The organism is Jatrophihabitans sp. (assembly GCF_036389215.1).
In the GTDB taxonomy this organism is placed as follows: domain Bacteria; phylum Actinomycetota; class Actinomycetes; order Mycobacteriales; family Jatrophihabitantaceae; genus Jatrophihabitans_A.
Genome location: NZ_DASVQG010000261.1, coordinates 1 through 15998, shown reverse-complemented (window position 1 = coordinate 15998; position 15998 = coordinate 1). Strand labels below are relative to the sequence as shown.

Here is a 15998-nt window from a genome sequence, read left to right as displayed (position 1 = left end):
GTTGGGGTCGGCGCCCTCACCCATCGGATGGCGGCCCATGTGCTCCACGCCACCGGCGATCGCCAGGTCATAGGCACCGAAGGCGATGGAGCCCGCGATGGTGGTGACCGCGGTCATCCCGCCGGCGCACATCCGGTCGATGGCGTAGCCGGGTACCGACTTGGGCAGTCCCGCCAGCATGCCCGCGACCCGGCCGATGGTCAGTCCCTGGTCACCGATCTGGGTGGTGGCCGCGATCGCCACCTCGTCGATCCGCTCCGGGGGTATCTCGGGATGCCGGCGCAGCAGCTCCCGGATGACGGCGACGATCAGGTCGTCGGCGCGGGTTTCGGCGTACATGCCCTTGCCGGCCTTGCCGAACGGGGTGCGGGCACCGTCGACGAACACCACGTCATGTACCGGCCGGGCCGGCCGGCGCTGGGTGGGATTGGCGGCGGGGCTGGCCGTGGTGGCGGGGCTGGCCGTGGCGGCGGGGCTGGCCGGGCTGGCCGTGGTGGCGGCGCTGGCCGGGCTGGCCGTGGTGGCGGGTGTGGTCACAGCGGACTCCTGGAGGCGGGCCGGTCGGCCGTGGTTACCGACGGGTAACTTGACACTTTACCGGCAGCGGGACCTGCGCGCTGCGGCAGATTGCTGTGATCTGCCCGACGGGGCTCGCTCTTGGGTTCTTGCGGGGTTCGTTGGGTTCGTTGGGTTCGTTGGTTCGTTGGCAGGTGCCGGTGGCTGATCGTTGGCCTGGTGGCAGCTGCCGAGGCGGCGTGTCGCCCTGCTAGACGGCCACCGATCGCGGTCATCAGCCGGGCGGGTCCTCGGCGGGCGGGTCCGACAACCCAGGGTCCGACAACGCCGGGTCCGACAACCCAGGGTCCGACAACGCCGGGTCCGCCAACGCCGGGTCCGCCAACGCGGGCGGCGGTGCGACCAAGGCTGACAGCAACCGGCTCGCGAGCAGATCGACCTGCCACGGGCGGGCCCCGAGTTCTGCCAGCCGGGCCCGGACGTTGTCCTCGGTCGCCGGTGAGACCGAGCGCCAGGCCAGCCGGCGAATCACGTCGCCGGCCAGCAGGTTCTGACTCAGCAGCTGGTGCTGGGCGGCGATCTCGTTGACCACCTGCTTGCACGCCACGAGCCGCCGGGCCGCCGCCGGGTCCTTCTCGCGCCAGCGGGCCGGGGACGGCATCGCATCCGGGTCGGCAGTCGTCTGTGCGAGTGATGGCAGCTGGTCATCCGGGGTCTCGCGGCCCTCGTTGAGCGCGCTGAACCAGTAGTTGGCCAGCCGACGCTGCCGTGGTCCGTTGAAGATGGTGACGTTGCCCAGGTCGGACACGCTCTTCGGGTTGGCTTTCACCGCGGCCAGGATGGCGGCGTCGGGCAGCGTCCGGCCGGGCGCGACGTCGCGCTCTGCGGCGAGGCGGTCCCGGGCCTGCCACAGTGCCCGGACCATTGCCAGCTGCCGGCGGCTGCGCAGGTTGTGGATGCCTGACGTACGGCGCCACGGATCGCTGCGGGGCACGGCCGGGCCGGCGTTGAGCACCGCCGCGAACTCCTGTTCGGCCCACTCGAGCTTGCCGGTCCGTTTCAGCTCGGTCACCAGCACCTCGCGCAGCTCGATCAGCAGCTCGACGTCCAGGGCGGCGTAGTTCAGCCAGTCCGACGGCAGCGGCCGGGTCGACCAGTCGGCCGCGGAGTGGCCCTTCTCCAGCGAGATGCCCAGGTACTGCTCGACCATGGTGCCTAGCGCGACCCGTTCCGAACCCAGCAGCCGGCCGGCGAGCTCGGTGTCGAAGAGCCGGCGCGGGCGCATGCCGAGCTCGGCGAGGCAGGTCAGGTCCTGCGAGGCGGCGTGCAGGATCCACTCCGCGTCGCCCAGCGCCCGGTCGATCGAACTGAGGTCAGGCAAGGGGATCGGGTCGATCAGCACGGTGCCGTAACCGGCTCGGCGCAGTTGCACCAGGTAGGCCCGCTGGCTGTATCGGTATCCCGAGGCGCGCTCGGCATCGATGGCCACCGGACCGTGCCCGGCAGCCAGCCCGGCCGCCGCCTCGGCGAGTTCGGCCTCGGTGGTCAGCGGCCGGGGGGTGCCGTCGCGGGGGGTCCGCAACAACTGCACCGCCGGTTCAGCGGATTCCGAGGCCGCCGCTTCGGGGGGTTGCGCCGCCGGTTCAGCGGACTCCGAGGCCGCCGCTTCGGGGGATTCCGATGCCGGTTCAGCGGTCACCGGCTCGGAGATGTCCGCCGCCGGTTCGGGGGATTCTGAGGCGGCCGACGGCGTGCCGCCGGCTCCGGTGTCGGAATCCATTCCGTCAGCGGTCACCGAGAACGGCCACACCTTCCGGCGGCAGGCCGGCGGCGACGCACAGCAGGTCCACGAAGGCCAGCAGGTGAGGTGACAGGTCGGTGGAGGTGGCGGTCCAGGAACCGCGCAGCTCCAGCTGGGTGGTGCTGCGCGGGCCGTGCACGTCACCGAACCGGGTCGAGGTGGTCTGGGTGACGGTGCCACCGACCGCGGTGTGCGCCGCTTCCCGCTGCTCCAGTGCTTCGGTCAGCCAACTCCAGCCGACGGCCGGCAGCAGCGGATCACCGGCCATGTCAGCCGCCAGGTCGGCCTGGGCGTAGGCCACCAGCCGGATCTCGCCGTCCCAGGCTTCGCTGCCGTCCGGGTCGTAGAGCACCACCAGCCGTCCGGTGGCCGAGTCATGGCCGCTGGTCGAGCTGTGCGCGCTGGGAAAGATGTCCACCGCGACGGCGAAGGTCCAGGGTGCCAGCCGCTGCGGGGGCCTGATCCGTTCGACCTGGGCCTGCGACCGTACGGTGGTGGCCAGCAGGCTGCTGACCGCGGTGCGAAATGGTTCTGGGGCACTGCTCGGTACCGCGTCGGCGTCCACGCTGCTCTCGGCAGCGGGCTGGCCGTCCGCGGAAAAGCCGGAGTCGGGCAACATGAGCGTGCGGGTCCCTTTCTGAGTACCAGTGTGCGCGCATTCGCCAGGTGCGCGAAGAGAACTTTGCACGGCGGCCAACCGCACCGCGTGAGGCGCGCCGCGCCCCGGCCCGCGTGCGACCATGGAGGGCGATGACGCCCACCGACATGAAGATCACCGACGTGCAGCCACCCGACGGCCGGGCCACCGCTTCCTTACTGGCACGCGCGGCGGCCGGTGAGCAGGTCGCCCACCCGCCGGTCTGGTTCATGCGCCAGGCCGGCCGCTCGCTACCCGAGTACCGCAAGCTCAGGCTCGGCACGTCGATGCTGCAGTCCTGCCGGACGCCGGACCTGGTCACCGAGATCACCCTGCAACCGGTCCGCCGGCACGGCGTGGACGCCGCGATCTTCTTCTCCGACATCGTGGTGCCGCTGGTGGCGGTCGGCCTCGAGATCGAGATCGTGCCCGGCACCGGGCCGGTGGTGGCGCATCCGGTGCGCACCGCCGCGGATGTGGCAGCGGTGCGCCGGCTGGAGGAAGCGGACATCCCCGATATCGCCATCTCGGTGCGGCAACTGGTCGCCGAACTCGGCGATGTGCCCCTGATCGGTTTCGCGGGCGCCCCGTTCACCCTGGCCAGCTACCTGATCGAGGGCGGCCCGTCCAAGGAGCACGCCCGGACGAAGGCGTTGATGTACTCCGACCCCGCCGTCTGGCACGCCTTGCTGGCTCGGCTGGCCGAGATCTCGGCGACCTTCCTGCGGGTCCAGATCGAGGCGGGGGCCACGGCGGTCCAGCTCTTCGACTCCTGGGTCGGGGGGCTCTCGGCCGCCGATTACGCCGAGTACGTCCTGCCGCACTCGCAGGCGGTGTTCGCCGAACTGGCCGGCCACCGGATCCCGAAGATCCACTTCGGGGTGGGCACCGGCGAGCTGCTGGACCTGATGCGCTCGGCGGGCGCCTCGGTGGTCGGCGTCGACTGGCGCCTCCCGCTCGACGTCGCGGCCCGGCGGATCGGCGGTGCTACCGCGGTGCAGGGCAATCTGGACCCGGCGGTGCTGCTGGCGGACTGGCCGGTGATCGAGCGCGCGGTCCACCGGATCGTCGAGGAGGGCCGGCGGGCCCCCGGCCACATCTTCAACCTCGGTCATGGCGTGCTGCCCGACACCGATCCCGACGTGCTGACTCGGGTCGTCGCACTCGTCCATTCGCTGTAGCGATGCCCACGGTTGCCGTCATCGGCGGCGGTATCGCGGGGCTGAGTGCCGCCGCCGAGATCTCGCGAGCCCGCCCGGACGCCGAGGTGGTGCTGCTGGAGGGCAGCGACCGGGTCGGTGGCAAGCTGCGCCGCGTCCAGGTGGCCGGCGCCTGGGTCGATGTCGGCGCCGAGGCGATGCTGGCCCGCCGTCCTGAGGGTGTCCGGGCCGTCACCGACGCCGGCCTCGGGCCGGCGCTGATCTCGCCGTTGAGCACGGCGGCGCTGCTGCGCAGCCGGGGTGCCAATCACAGCCTGCCCGCCCGGACGCTGATCGGGGTACCGGCCGACGTGGCGGCGGTGCGGGCCAGTGGGGTGCTGAGCGCGCAGGCGGTGGCGGCGATCGAGAGCGAGCCGGACGGCGGGCCGTACCCACCGCTCACCGAGGACATCTCGGTAGGGGACCTGGTGGCCCGGCGGTTCGGCGACGAGGTGGTGGACCGGCTGGTCGATCCGCTGCTCGGCGGCGTCTACGCCGGCCAGGCCCGGCAGCTCTCGCTGCAGGCGGCGATCCCGGCACTGGCGAGCAGGCTGCGGACCGGCGGCTCGCTGCTGCTGGCAGCCGCGGCGGCCGTCGGCACGCCGGCTCCCGGGCCGGTCTTCGCCAGCCTCACCGGTGGGCTGGCCCGGTTGCCCGAGCGGTTGGCAGCCGCCGGCGGCTTCGAGGTACGGGCGTCGACGCCGGTCCGGGAGCTGCGCCGGACCGCGACCGGGTTCGAGCTGGCACTCGGCGCGGTACCCAGCCGCCAGCGGCTGGCGGCGGACGCGGTGGTGGTGGCGGTGCCGGCTGGCAAGGCAGCGGTGCTGCTGGCCCAGGTGGCTCCGGTCGCTGCCGCCGAGCTGAGCTCGATCGAGACCGCCGGCATGGTGATCGTGACCCTGGCCTTCACCGGCCTGGCACCGGGTGCGCTGCCACCGGGCAGCGGCGTCCTGGTGCCCGCGGTCGAGGGCCTGGCAGTCAAGGCGATGACGTTCTCGTCCCAGAAGTGGCCCGGAGTGGGCTCCGAATCCGGGGTCGCGTCCGGCGTCGTGCTGTTACGCGCCTCGCTGGGACGGGCCGGCGAGCAGCAGGCGCTGCAACGCAGCGACGCCGAGCTGGTGGCGGTGGTGCGCCGGGAACTGGCCGGGATCACCGGCGTGACGGCCGAGCCGGTCGACAGCCATGTCCAGCGCTGGGGTGGCGCCCTGCCCCAGTACGCCGTGGGCCACCTGCAGCGGGTGGCTCGGATCAGGGCGGACGTGCGGCGGGTGCCCGGGCTCGCGGTCTGTGGGGCCAGCTATGACGGGGTGGGCATCCCGGCCTGCATCGGTTCAGCTCACAGTGCCGCCGACCGGGTGCTGTCCGGCCTGCGGCGATCAGGAGAATGACAGCCATGGTCGATGGCAAGCAGGCTCGCGAACTCAACGATGTGATCCGCTACACCGCCTGGTCGGTGTTCACGGTGAGCCAGCCGCTGGGCGAGGACCGGCATCACGGACTGGCCGCGGAGGTCGAGGAGCTGTTCGCCGAGTTGGCCGGCTCCGATGTCACGGTTCGCGGGACCTACGACGTCTCGGCGCTGCGGGCCGACGCGGAGCTGATGATCTGGTGGCATGCCGAGACCGCCGAGCAGTTGCAGACGGCCTACAGCAGGTTCCGGCGCACCCGGCTGGGCAGCCACCTCCAGCCGGTCTGGTCGGTGATGGCCCTGCACCGGCCGGCCGAGTTCAACAAGAGCCACATCCCGGCGTTCCTGGCCGAGGAGGAGCCGCGCCGGTTCGTCTGCGTCTACCCGTTCGTGCGCTCCTACGAGTGGTACCTGCTGGAGGACCAGGAGCGGCGGGCGCTGCTGGCAGAGCACGGCAAGATGGCCCGCGACTACCCCGACGTCCGGGCCAACACGGTGGCGTCCTTCGCGCTGAACGACTTCGAGTGGATCCTGGCGTTCGAGGCCGACGAGCTGCACCGGATCGTGGACCTGATGCGGCACCTGCGCGGCTCGGAGACCCGGCGGCACGTGCGCGAGGAGGTGCCGTTCTACACCGGGACCCGGCGCAGCATGGCCGAGCTGGTCGAGTTGCTGCCCTGACCTTCAGCGGCGCGGGCGCCAGCCATGGATCGTTGGCCGCCCAGCAGGGTGGCCACGGCGAGTCGTCCCTGCAACGGGGCCACCGATCGCGGCCAGCCGGGCCGGTACGGGAGCTCAGGCCTCGGCGAACCGCATGCTGATGGAGTTGATGCAGTAGCGCAGGTCCGTGGGGGTGTCGTAGCCCTCGCCCTCGAAGACGTGCCCGAGGTGACTGTGGCAGTTGGCGCACAGCACCTCGACCCGGCGCATGCCGAGGGTGTTGTCGACTCGTTCGACGATGGCTGAACCGGCCAGCGGGGAGAAGAAGCTGGGCCAGCCGCAATGCGAGTCGAACTTCTGGTCCGACCGGAACAGCTCGGCGCCGCACGCCCGGCACGAGTACACGCCGGTCTTGTGGTTGTCGGTGTACTCGCCGGTGTAGGGCCGCTCGGTTCCGGCCTTGCGCAGCACCGCATACTCCGCCGGCGTCAATTCGGCGCGCCACTGCTCGTCGGTCTTGACGACCCGCGGGCTGGTCTGGTCGGTAGTCATACTTCAACAATACGCAGCGCCGCCACGCCGCGGCGTGGCTACAACCTGACTACCAACCGGTGAGCATCGCCAGCACGCTGAGCACGATCGGGGCCAGGATCAGCGCGACCAGCAAGATCGCCATCGGGCGCGAGACGGCGCCGCGGCGGCTCAGTCCGGCCGCGAAGTCACCCATCATCTTGATCTCCCCTTCGGGGGAGTAAGGGCTCACCGGCCGGTCCAGCTTGGGATCGACATAGACGATGTGCCGACCGGTGGTCGATGGCCGCCGCAGTTCTTCATCCACCTGCACAGCATGCCTTGTTTCCGGTTTCGATGTCAGGCATGGGCTCAGATACCAGCCCGGAATCAGTTGTCAGGCGTCGGAGGTAGGTCAGTCGGTGAAGGTCTCCCCTCGGAACCGGGCCACCAGCTCCTCGGCGGCCAGCTGGCCGGCCGAGCCCGCGGTGACCGGCAGCGGCACCCGGCCGTAGAGCCACAGCAGCAGGTCCGAGGCGGTGCCGGAGATCCTCGGCAGCCCGGGCTCGCCGGCGCCGGTGCTGAACTTGAGCGTGCCGGGCAGGGTGTCGTCGGTGATCGTCCAGTCGATGCCGGCGTCACTGGCGCTCAGCACCAGAGCACCGTCCAGGCTCGGCTCCGGGACCTCGGGGTGGTAACCGTCCACGGTGGACAGTGAGAACGTCAGGAACTCCTCGATCGCGTCGACCGACATCGCCATTCCCAGCTCGATGTCGCGGCCGGCCGCGTGCTCGGCGTCCCAGTGGTGCACCGCCGCCTCCTGCACCTGGTGCCGGAGCACGAAGCCGGCGTTCTGCTGGGTCGCCCAGGTCCAGCAGGCGGCGGCCGGATCGGCTGCGGCCAGCACGCGCACCAGGTGCTCGGCGCCGGCGGAGAACCGGGCGATCAACTCCTCGGGAGCCGGCCGGTCGGGCCCGCTGTCGTCCTCGACCGGCGCGGGCAGCAGCCCGGCGACCACGGTCGACCAGAACCAGTGCACCTCGGTGACGTGCCAGACCAGGTCGGCCACCGTCCAGCCGGGACAGTGCTCGACCGGCGCCTCCAGGTTGTTCTCGGCGGCGCGGGCCAGCCCGGCGCTGTGCTCGGCGATCTCGGCCAGCGGATCGAACTCGGCCGGCGGTTCGAACCCGCCGGCGGTGTGGGGTGTCGTCATCACGGGTGGAAACTAGCGGCCGGGTCCGACACTCCGCATCGGATTATCAGTACCGTGCGGTTATGGCATCGCCGTTCACCGAACTCGAAGTGGGAGACCGGATCGTCAAGCTCACGAATCCGGACCGGGTGTACTTTCCGGCCACCGGTGCCACCAAGCTCGACCTGGCCGAGTACTACCTCGCGGTGGGGGAGGGCATCGTGCGGGCGTTGTGGGAGCGGCCGTGCATGCTGCACCGGTTTCCCGACGGCACCGGCGGCGAGCGGATCTACCAGAAGCGGCTGCCCAAGGGCGCCCCGGACTGGGTCGAGACGGTGCAGGTGCGCTTTCCGTCCGGGCGCACCGCCGACGAACTCTGCGTCACCGAGCTTGCCAGCGTGATCTGGGCGGTGCAGATGTCCAGCGTGGAGTTCCACCCCTGGCACTCGCGCCGGGCCGACACCGAGCGCCCGGACGAGCTGCGGATCGACCTGGACCCGCAGCCGGGAACGGACTTCGCCGACGCGGTGGTGGTGGCCGGCGTGGTGCGGGAGCTGCTGGACGAGCTCGGGGCAACCGGCTGGCCCAAGACGTCGGGCTCGAAGGGACTGCACATCTACCTGCGGATCCACCCCGAGCACGGCTTCACCCAGGTTCGCCGGGCGGCGCTGGCCTTCGCCCGCGAGGTCGAGCGCCGGGCTCCGGAGCTGGTCACGACCAAGTGGTGGAAGGAGGAACGCGGCCAGCAGATCTTCATCGACTACAACCAGAACGCCCGGGACCGCACCATCGCCTCGGCGTACTCGATCCGGGCCTCGACCGGGCTGGTGTCGGCGCCGATCAGCTGGGACGAGCTTCCCGAGGTCCGGATGGAGGACTTCACGATGGCCACCATGCCGGCCCGGTTCGCCGAGCTGGGCGACCTGCACGCCGGCATCGACGACGCGGTGTTCGACATCTCCGAGCTGCTGAACTGGTCCGAGCGCGACGAGCACGAGTTGGGGCAGGGCGATGCCCCGTACCCGCCGAACTTCCCGAAGATGGAGGGCGAGCCGCCCCGGGTGCAACCGTCGAAGAGGGTGGCCGCCCATTGGGACGAGCACGGCGAACGCGTCGAGGAGAAACGCGTCGAGTGAAAGAGGAGTAGGCAGTGCTGTTCCCGCCGATGCCGCTTGCCGAGTGGCAGGACACCAAAGAGACGCTGCACCGCTTCCTGCAGATCGCCGGCAAGGTGCGCCTGGCCCAGAGCCCGCTGCGCAATCACTGGTGGAACGTCCCGTTCCACCTGACCGCGCGCGGCCTGACCTCCCGGCCGATGGGCCTCGACACCTTCTTCACGATCGACTTCGACTTCGTCGAACACCTGCTGCGGGTCGAGTCCAGCACCGGGCAGCGGGTGTCGTTCCCGCTGACCGAGCTGTCGGTGGCCGGGTTCTACGAGCAGCTGCTGGACGCTCTCGGCTCACTCGGCCACCAGGTGTCGATCACCCATCCGGAGCCGTTCGACCTGGCCGACCGCACGCCCTTCGCCGAGGACTCCCACCACGCGACCTACGTGCCACAGCACGCCAACCGGTACTGGCAGATCCTCGGGCAGGTGTCGCTGGTGCTGGAGGAGTTCGCCGGTCGCAGCTACGCCAAGACCAGTCCGGTGCACCACTTCTGGCACACCATGGACATCGCGGTCACCCGGTTCTCAGGCCGCCCGGCTGACATCCCGGCCGGCGCCGACCCGGTCACCCGGGAGGCCTACTCGCACGAGGTCATCAGCGCGGGGTTCTGGTTCGGCGACGACAGCTTCGGTGAGCCGGCGTTCTACAGCTACACCGCCCCGGAGCCTGCCGGGCTGACCGAGGAGTCGCTGCGTCCCGACGAGGCGGTCTGGGTTGCCAGGGGCGACTCGCATCTGGCGCTGTTGCGCTACGACGACGCCCGCGCCGGTGCCGACCCGCGGGCCGCGGTCCTGGAGTTCCTGGAGAGCGCCTACCAGGCGGGGGCGCGCCGGGCCGGGTGGGACATCGACACGCTGCGCCATCCGCGGGCCTGATCGATTCAGGTACCGCCACCCGGCATATCCAAGCCGTCCAGCAGCGCCTGGTAGGCAGCCGCCGGCCTGCCTTCTTCGGACCGGATCACCACGACGGCCGGGCGTGCTTGCAGCACCGAGAGCAGCCTGTCGTACAGCTCGCCGGTCAGCTCTTCGTTGCGCAGGTCGGCGGCCTCGGTCGATGGCCCGGCGGTCGGGTCCAGCGCCTGGCGGGTTGCCCAGCGACTCAGCGAGTTCTCCCTGGTGTCGAGCAGCACGAACTCGCGCAGCACGATGCCGAGCTCGCCGGCCAGCGCGTCGAGCTCTTCCAGGAACCGCAGCCGGCCCAGATACTGCGGGATCACCACGTCGAAACCGGCGAGCAGATGGGCGCGTGCCATCCCGAGCGCGAGCTGCCGGACGAGCAGGCCGGCCTGTTCCCGGTACTGAGCCCACTGCCCGAGCAGCTCACGGACCACGTCGATGTCGAGGTTCAGCGCGAGCGGATGGTCACCGACATACCTACGCGCCAGCTCGGACTTACCGATGCCCGGCGGCCCGTTGAGAACGATCAGGCTGGGCACCCGGGTACTGTACGGCCGCCGAGACGGTGAGCGGGATGGATTCCTGGCCGCAGCACCTTCCCAGAGCATGCATGTATAATGCATGCATGGTTGCGCTGCAGATCCGCGATGTTCCAGACGACGTCCGCCGAAGGCTTGCAGATCGCGCCGCGGCACGAGGACAGTCGCTGCAGTCGTTCCTGCTGGCACTGGTCACGGAGGAAGCGGAGCGATCGGCGAACCTGGCGATCGTGCAGCGTTTCGCCGAGCGAACAGACGGGTCGCGACTGTCAGCCGCCGAGGTAACCGACGCCCTTGACCTCGCGCGAGCTGATCGCGAGGGCCGATTAGCGGCGTCGCGCGATCCACGATGATAGTTGTGGACGCCTCGGTGCTCGCGAACGCCTTGACCGATGACGGCCCGATGGGTGCCCGCAGCCGGGACGAGCTCGCCGATGACCTGCACTGGGCGGCGCCGGAGCACCTGGTGGTGGAGGTGTTCTCCGCGATACGGGGTCGGTATCTGGGGCGGAAGATCAGCGAACAGCGAGCTGCGGACGCGATTGCCGCGATGGCTGAGACGACCATAGACGTTCTGGGAACCGCGCCGCTGCTGAGTCGGATGTGGCAGTTGCGGGACAACCTCACTGGTTACGACGCGGCTTACGTGGCCGCGGCGGAACTGTACGAGTGCGCTCTGGTCACAGCCGACGAGCGGCTGAGCCATGCTCCTGATGTGCGATGTGAGATACGCCTGGCCTTGTGACCAGTCCGCCGAGCGCCTGGGACCTCGCAGGCGAGCCGGGCCGGCTTTAGCCACCAGCTGTCGCACCGCGGGGCTCAGCGGGTCAGCAGGACGACCGCGGCGGCGGCGATGCCCAGCCCGACCCGCTGGATTCCGCCGGTGCGCTCCTTGAGCACCAGGACCGCCAGCAGCACCGTGCCGGCCGGGTAGAGCGCGGTGATGACGCTCGACAGCGACAGCAGGCCGTGCCGGCTGGCCAGCAGGAAGGCCAGGTTGGCGGCGGCGTCCAGCACGCCGGCCAGGATCGCAAGGCCGAGCACCGGCCGGGGCATCCGGACGAAGCCGCTGGCGACGGCGGCCAGCGGCACCACCAGCAGCGCCGACACCAGCCGGGACAGCACCACCGGCCACATGCCGGAGTCGGGGTCGGTGCCGGCCAGGCAGATGAAGTAGGACCCGAACCCGACTCCGGCGAGCACCGCCATCGTCAGCGGCCGCCAGCCGATCGGCCCGTGCGGGTGATCAACGGGCTGGCGCGAGATCAGCGTCACCGCCAGCAACCCGAGCACGATGCCCAGCCACGCCAGCAGGTGCGGCCGCTCGCCCTGCAGCACCCCGGCCGCCACCGGCACCACCGCCGACATCACCGCCGTCACCGGCGAGATCACGTTCATCGGGGCCTGGCCGAGCGCGGAGTAGAGCAGCGCCACCCCGATCAGGCCGGCAGCACCGCCGGCCACGCTCCAGGCCAGCGTGCCCGCCGAGATCGGGCCGCTGTACACCGGCAGCATGGCAGCCATCAGCACCGCACCGATCGGGTAGCTGACCAGCAACACCGTGATGGCCGGGCTGCGCCGCGACGCCAGGCCGCCGATGAAGTCGCTCACCCCGTACACGGCGGCAGCGAGCAGCGCGAAGAGAACCGCCATGTGCAGAAGTTCGCCTCAGTCGCGCGGGCAGCTGTCGCCGGCCGGCGGCTTGGCCGTGACCAGGTAGCTGTCGACCTTGCCGGTGATGCACGCGGTCTTGGGGTACGCGGTGTGGCCCTCACCGTTCCAGGTCAGCACCACCCCGGAGCCCAGCGCCTTGGCCAGTACGGCGGTCGCCGCGAACGGGGTGGCCGGGTCGTGCACGGTGCCTATCACCAGGATCGGCGGCGCGCCGGGTGCCGACGCCGGTGGCAACGGGTGCTCCGACCGGGGCCAGGAGTGGCAGGAGTACAGCGAGGCCGCCGCGTTGCGTCCGAAGATCGGGTATTTCGGGATCCACTTGGCGGCCATCGTGGCGACCAGTTTGTCAGTGATCTGCAGGGTGGAGTCGTTGCAGTTGACCGCGAGGTTGGCGTCCATGATGTTGGAGTAGTGCCCGGTCTCGGGATCGCGCTCCAGGTACTGGTCCGACAACGCGATGATCTTGCTCGCGTCGCCGTCGCGGGCGGCGCTCAGCGCCTGGCCGAGGTCGGTCCACTGCGACTGGTCATACAGCGCGGAGGCGACCCCGATCAGCACGATGCCGCCGGTGGCGCGCCGGCTGGCGGTCTCGCCCTTGCCAGGGATCGGGTCCTGGTCGGCGCTGGCCATCAGCGACAGCACCGCCGAGCGCGGATTGCCCAGCGCCGCGCAGGCCGGCCGCTTCAGGCAGTCGGCTGCGAACTGGTCGAAGGCGTCCTCGAAGGCCTTGGTCTGCCGCTCGTTCACGGTCAGCTCATCGGCCACCGGGTCGACCGCCCCGTCCAGCACCGCCGTCCGGATGCGGGTGGGGAACTGGTGGGCGTAGGCCGCCCCGAGCCGGGTGCCGTAGGAGAAGCCCAGGTAGTTCAGCTTGGTGTCACCCACCGCCTGCCGGATCAGCTCCATGTCATGGGCGGTCTCTTCGGTGTTGAAGTGACCCAGCGCCGATCCGTACTTGGCGACGCAGGACTTGACGACCGCATCGGAGGCGGTCCGGGCCTGGGTGCGGCCGGCCGCGGTGCGGACGTCCGGGTTGGCGGCGGCCAGCCGGTCCTTCTGCTGGTCGCTGATGCATTGCACCGGTTCGGACAGCCCCACTCCGCGGGGATCGAAGCCCACCAGGTCGAAGTGGTCGAACACCGTGTCGCTCAGTGCGCCGACCAGGCCGGCCGCCAGGTTGATCCCCGAGCCGCCCGGACCACCGGGGTTCACCAGCAGCGAACCGATCCGCTGGCTCTGGTGGTTGCTGCGGACCCGGACGACGAAGATGTCGGCGGTGTCGCCGTCGGGCTGGCTGTAGTCCAGCGGAACCGCGAGCTTTCCGCAGGAGAACTGCATCGTCTTGGCCTTGGCCGAGCTGACGGCGGCCTGGAACTGCCGGCTGCAGTCGGAGAAGGCGATGTGGGCGGCCGGCTCGCTCGGTGCTGAGCTGGCCGAGGTAGTGCCGGCCCCGGTGCTCGCCGCGGAACCGCCCCCCGAACTGGCCCCCGAACTGGCCGTGGTGGCCGGTGCGGTGGGCCGCTTGGTCGAGGTGCAGGCGGCGCTGGCCAGCAGCGCCACGCCGGCGGCGAGTGCTGAGAGGCGGGTGACGAGGCGAGTGGACTGCACCCGTCGAGGCTAACCGAGCGGCTCACCCGGTTCGGTAACGACGTCATCGAGCTTGATGTCACAGGCGAGGGCAAGGGCCAGCCATCCATGCCTGGATCGCTGGCCCTGCTACCTCCGATGAGCCCTTAGGCGCGGTCCCGCGTACAGGCTGTGCACTGGATTTGGATGGATCGGCTTCGACGTACCAGTCGAGCCGCACGTCCGTAGCCGTCCGACTTGACGTCACACACGGTGAAGTGTTCACCGGTGCATTCGATGTCACACTGGCGTGTTCCTGCGTCCGGAGCCGGAAATCAGCGCGGCTCGCCCAGCCCGCTGATGATGTCGCCGAGCTTGAACGTCACCGGCTGCTCGAGTTGCTCGTAGGTGCACGACTCGGGCGTCCGGTCAGGTCGCCAGCGGTTGAACTGGGCGGTGTGGCGGAACCGGTCGCCCTCCATGTGCTCGTAGCGGACCTCCACCACCCGCTCGGGGCGCAGCGGCACGAAGGACAGGTCCTTGCCGGCGTTCCAGCGCGAGGTCTCGGCCTTGCGCGGGGTTCGCTCACCGGCCTCGTGCGCCGCCCAGTTCCACGGGTGCTCCTGGAAGGTGGTCACCAGCGGTTGCAGCTCCTGGAACAGCTCCCGGCGCCGGGCCAGCGGAAACGCGCCGATGACGCCGACCGACTTGAGCACGCCCTCGTCGTACAGGCCCAGCAACAGTGAGCCGACCGCGTCCGGGCCGCTTTTGTGCAGCCGGTAGCCGGCCACCACGCAGTCAGCGGTGCGCTCGTGCTTGATCTTGAACATGACGCGCTTGTCGGGCTCGTAGGTGCCCGTCAGCGGCTTGGCGACGACGCCGTCGAGGCCCGCTCCCTCGAGCTCGGTGAACCAGCGCTGCGCCACCTGCAGGTCGACGGTGACCGGGGTCAGGTGGATCGGCGCGGTGACGCCGGCCAGCGCGCCCTCCAGCGCCGCGCGTCGCTCGGTGAACGGCCGGCCGGTGTAGTCCTGATCCCCCAGCGCGAGCAGGTCGAAGGCGATGAACGAGGCCGGGGTCTGCTTGCTGAGCAGCCGCACCCGGGACTCGGCCGGGTGGATACGCTGCTGCAGCGCGTCGAAATCCAGGCCGGCACCGGTGGCGACCACGATCTCGCCGTCGATCACGCAGCGCTCGGGCAACTGGGCCGTCACCGCCTCGATCAGCTCAGGGAAGTACCGGGTCATCGGCCGCTCGTTGCGGCTGCCGAACTCGACCTCGTCGCCGTCGCGGAAGACGATCGAGCGGAAGCCGTCCCACTTGGGTTCATAGGAGGCACCGGGCGGGATCTCGGTCACCGACTTGGCGAGCATGGGGGACACGGGCGGCAGGACGGGCAGCTTCATCGGCATAGTGTGACCGGTGGTCCGCCCGCCGCGCGTGAGGGTGGCCCGCCCGCCGCGCGTGAGGGTGGCCCGCCCGCCGCGGCGTCAGGGTGGCCAGTCGCGCTCAGCGGGTGATCAGGTACCGGCAGAACAGCGCGCCGCCCTCGGTGAGCAGGCCGGTCAACTCCAGCCGGGGGCTCAGCTGCGCCGGCCACGGCTCGCCGGCGACGATCCGAGGGCCGTCCGGGCCGGTGAGCATCGGCGACACCGTCAGGCACAGCTCGTCGACGCCGCCGCTGGCCACCCCGGCGGCGAACAGCCGGGGGCCGCCCTCGCAGAGGATCCGCTGGTAACCCAGTTCGCGCAGCGACGCGATCGCTGCCAGGAAGTCGACCCCGCCGTCCGGGCCGGACGGAGCCTCCACCAGCTGCAGCTTCGTCTGGGTGCCGGCCAGGTCGATGATGTCGTTGCGGGCGCCGATCGGCGCCGCCGAACCGGTGATCACCAGGGTCGGGGCGTGCTCGGCCGCCGAGAACAGCTCGGCGGACAGGTCCAATTGCAGGCTGGAGGTCATCACCGCGATCGCCGGCGCCTCCGCCAGCCCCAGCCGGTCCCGGATGGCCCGCCGCCGCGCCGAGGGGTTGCTCGGCCGGTAACCCTCGGCGGCGGCGGTCGCGGCCCCCACCAGGATCACGTCGGCCAGATCCCGCAGCGCCGCGAACACCGCGTTGTCGCCCGGCGTCTGCAGGCCTCGGGACAGCCCCGCCGCGGCGGCGGCACCGTCGACACTGCTGACGAAGTTGACCCGGACGCCACCCTCGGGCAGCCAGCCCTCGGCGT

Annotated in this window: 17 protein-coding genes and 1 pseudogene; 7 read left to right on the top strand and 11 right to left on the bottom strand. The window is 70.8% G+C overall.

All coding sequences use genetic code 11. The annotated features are described in order from the left end of the window. The 3 genes and pseudogenes from VF542_RS14675 to VF542_RS14665 form a co-directional block, all read right to left on the bottom strand. A partial coding sequence (locus VF542_RS14675; protein WP_408652448.1) for a beta-ketoacyl synthase N-terminal-like domain-containing protein occupies nucleotides 1-390 on the bottom strand: 390 nt, incomplete at its 3' end. A gap of 514 nt (nucleotides 391-904) precedes the next feature. Continuing rightward, nucleotides 905-2311, bottom strand: a pseudogene (locus VF542_RS14670) (ribonuclease D); the annotation flags it as partial. Continuing rightward, a complete protein-coding gene (locus VF542_RS14665) occupies nucleotides 2301-2936 on the bottom strand; it encodes a DUF3000 domain-containing protein (protein ID WP_408652446.1) in 636 nt (211 codons plus the stop codon). The gene VF542_RS14665 and the pseudogene VF542_RS14670, both read right to left, overlap by 11 nt. 131 nt (nucleotides 2937-3067) lie before the next feature. Here VF542_RS14665 and hemE point away from each other — a divergent pair, with 131 nt between their 5' ends. The 3 genes from hemE to hemQ are packed head-to-tail and all read left to right on the top strand — an operon-like array spanning nucleotide 3068 to nucleotide 6242. Next, nucleotides 3068-4135 (top strand): uroporphyrinogen decarboxylase, encoded by a 1068-nt coding sequence (hemE, locus tag VF542_RS14660; RefSeq protein WP_408652445.1) that lies wholly within the window; start codon nucleotides 3068-3070, stop codon nucleotides 4133-4135. 2 nt (nucleotides 4136-4137) lie between these two features. Beyond that, nucleotides 4138-5541: a protoporphyrinogen oxidase gene (gene hemG, locus VF542_RS14655; protein WP_408652444.1), complete on the top strand. Its 1404-nt coding sequence runs from the start codon at nucleotides 4138-4140 to the stop codon at nucleotides 5539-5541. Between the two features lie 5 nt (nucleotides 5542-5546). Then, nucleotides 5547-6242: a hydrogen peroxide-dependent heme synthase gene (gene hemQ, locus VF542_RS14650; protein ID WP_408652443.1), complete on the top strand. Its 696-nt coding sequence runs from the start codon at nucleotides 5547-5549 to the stop codon at nucleotides 6240-6242. Between the two features lie 114 nt (nucleotides 6243-6356). On the opposite strand, the gene msrB is transcribed toward hemQ, so the two are convergent. From msrB to VF542_RS14635, 3 genes are all read right to left on the bottom strand, one after another. Beyond that, nucleotides 6357-6773, bottom strand: coding sequence for a peptide-methionine (R)-S-oxide reductase MsrB (gene msrB / locus VF542_RS14645; protein WP_408652442.1), 417 nt, complete (start codon nucleotides 6771-6773; stop codon nucleotides 6357-6359). A gap of 49 nt (nucleotides 6774-6822) precedes the next feature. Further along, the gene (locus VF542_RS14640; protein ID WP_408652441.1) at nucleotides 6823-7059 is read right to left on the bottom strand and encodes a hypothetical protein; all 237 of its coding nucleotides are present in this window, start codon (nucleotides 7057-7059) and stop codon (nucleotides 6823-6825) included. 87 nt (nucleotides 7060-7146) lie between these two features. Continuing rightward, nucleotides 7147-7944, bottom strand: coding sequence for a maleylpyruvate isomerase family mycothiol-dependent enzyme (locus VF542_RS14635; RefSeq protein WP_408652440.1), 798 nt, complete (start codon nucleotides 7942-7944; stop codon nucleotides 7147-7149). Nucleotides 7945-8006: 62 nt separating this feature from the next. Here VF542_RS14635 and ligD point away from each other — a divergent pair, with 62 nt between their 5' ends. Next, nucleotides 8007-9059 carry a non-homologous end-joining DNA ligase gene (gene ligD, locus VF542_RS14630; protein ID WP_408652439.1) on the top strand — a complete coding sequence of 351 codons (1053 nt, stop codon included), beginning with the start codon at nucleotides 8007-8009 and terminating at the stop codon, nucleotides 9057-9059. Nucleotides 9060-9088: 29 nt separating this feature from the next. Further along, on the top strand, nucleotides 9089-9970 hold the full coding sequence (locus VF542_RS14625; protein ID WP_408652447.1) for a DUF5996 family protein: 882 nt from the start codon (nucleotides 9089-9091) through the stop codon (nucleotides 9968-9970). A 5-nt stretch (nucleotides 9971-9975) separates the two neighbouring features. Here the strand turns inward: VF542_RS14625 and VF542_RS14620 are convergent, their stop codons facing one another. Next, nucleotides 9976-10533 (bottom strand): AAA family ATPase, encoded by a 558-nt coding sequence (locus VF542_RS14620; protein ID WP_408652438.1) that lies wholly within the window; start codon nucleotides 10531-10533, stop codon nucleotides 9976-9978. An 86-nt stretch (nucleotides 10534-10619) separates the two neighbouring features. On the opposite strand from VF542_RS14620, the gene VF542_RS14615 reads away from it, so the two are divergent. Both VF542_RS14615 and VF542_RS14610 read left to right on the top strand, forming a co-directional pair. Continuing rightward, entirely contained in the window at nucleotides 10620-10886 is a 267-nt protein-coding gene (locus VF542_RS14615; RefSeq protein WP_408652437.1) for a FitA-like ribbon-helix-helix domain-containing protein, read from the top strand. Then, nucleotides 10883-11278, top strand: coding sequence for a type II toxin-antitoxin system VapC family toxin (locus VF542_RS14610; RefSeq protein WP_408652436.1), 396 nt, complete (start codon nucleotides 10883-10885; stop codon nucleotides 11276-11278). The genes VF542_RS14615 and VF542_RS14610 overlap by 4 nt, the downstream gene beginning before the upstream one ends. Before the next feature lie 74 nt (nucleotides 11279-11352). Here the strand turns inward: VF542_RS14610 and VF542_RS14605 are convergent, their stop codons facing one another. From VF542_RS14605 to VF542_RS14590, 4 genes are all read right to left on the bottom strand, one after another. Continuing rightward, nucleotides 11353-12186: an EamA family transporter gene (locus VF542_RS14605; protein ID WP_408652435.1), complete on the bottom strand. Its 834-nt coding sequence runs from the start codon at nucleotides 12184-12186 to the stop codon at nucleotides 11353-11355. A gap of 15 nt (nucleotides 12187-12201) precedes the next feature. Next, on the bottom strand, nucleotides 12202-13815 hold the full coding sequence (locus VF542_RS14600) for an alpha/beta hydrolase (protein ID WP_408652434.1): 1614 nt from the start codon (nucleotides 13813-13815) through the stop codon (nucleotides 12202-12204). Between the two features lie 293 nt (nucleotides 13816-14108). Continuing rightward, on the bottom strand, nucleotides 14109-15179 hold the full coding sequence (locus VF542_RS14595) for an ATP-dependent DNA ligase (protein WP_408652433.1): 1071 nt from the start codon (nucleotides 15177-15179) through the stop codon (nucleotides 14109-14111). Nucleotides 15180-15282: 103 nt separating this feature from the next. After that, the coding region (locus tag VF542_RS14590; protein WP_408652432.1) for a dihydrofolate reductase family protein at nucleotides 15283-15998 on the bottom strand (716 nt) is incomplete at its 5' end.

Bases quoted from the DNA above. Each gene is read 5' to 3' on its own strand.
- VF542_RS14665 (WP_408652446.1), bottom strand. From the start codon at position 2,936: ATGTTGCCCGACTCCGGCTTTTCCGCGGACGGCCAGCCCGCTGCCGAG.
- hemE (WP_408652445.1), top strand. From the start codon at position 3,068: ATGACGCCCACCGACATGAAGATCACCGACGTGCAGCCACCCGACGGC.
- hemG (WP_408652444.1), top strand. From the start codon at position 4,138: ATGCCCACGGTTGCCGTCATCGGCGGCGGTATCGCGGGGCTGAGTGCC.
- hemQ (WP_408652443.1), top strand. From the start codon at position 5,547: ATGGTCGATGGCAAGCAGGCTCGCGAACTCAACGATGTGATCCGCTAC.
- msrB (WP_408652442.1), bottom strand. From the start codon at position 6,773: ATGACTACCGACCAGACCAGCCCGCGGGTCGTCAAGACCGACGAGCAG.
- VF542_RS14635 (WP_408652440.1), bottom strand. From the start codon at position 7,944: ATGACGACACCCCACACCGCCGGCGGGTTCGAACCGCCGGCCGAGTTC.
- ligD (WP_408652439.1), top strand. From the start codon at position 8,007: ATGGCATCGCCGTTCACCGAACTCGAAGTGGGAGACCGGATCGTCAAG.
- VF542_RS14625 (WP_408652447.1), top strand. From the start codon at position 9,089: ATGCCGCTTGCCGAGTGGCAGGACACCAAAGAGACGCTGCACCGCTTC.
- VF542_RS14615 (WP_408652437.1), top strand. From the start codon at position 10,620: ATGGTTGCGCTGCAGATCCGCGATGTTCCAGACGACGTCCGCCGAAGG.
- VF542_RS14610 (WP_408652436.1), top strand. From the start codon at position 10,883: ATGATAGTTGTGGACGCCTCGGTGCTCGCGAACGCCTTGACCGATGAC.
- VF542_RS14605 (WP_408652435.1), bottom strand. From the start codon at position 12,186: ATGGCGGTTCTCTTCGCGCTGCTCGCTGCCGCCGTGTACGGGGTGAGC.
- VF542_RS14595 (WP_408652433.1), bottom strand. From the start codon at position 15,179: ATGAAGCTGCCCGTCCTGCCGCCCGTGTCCCCCATGCTCGCCAAGTCG.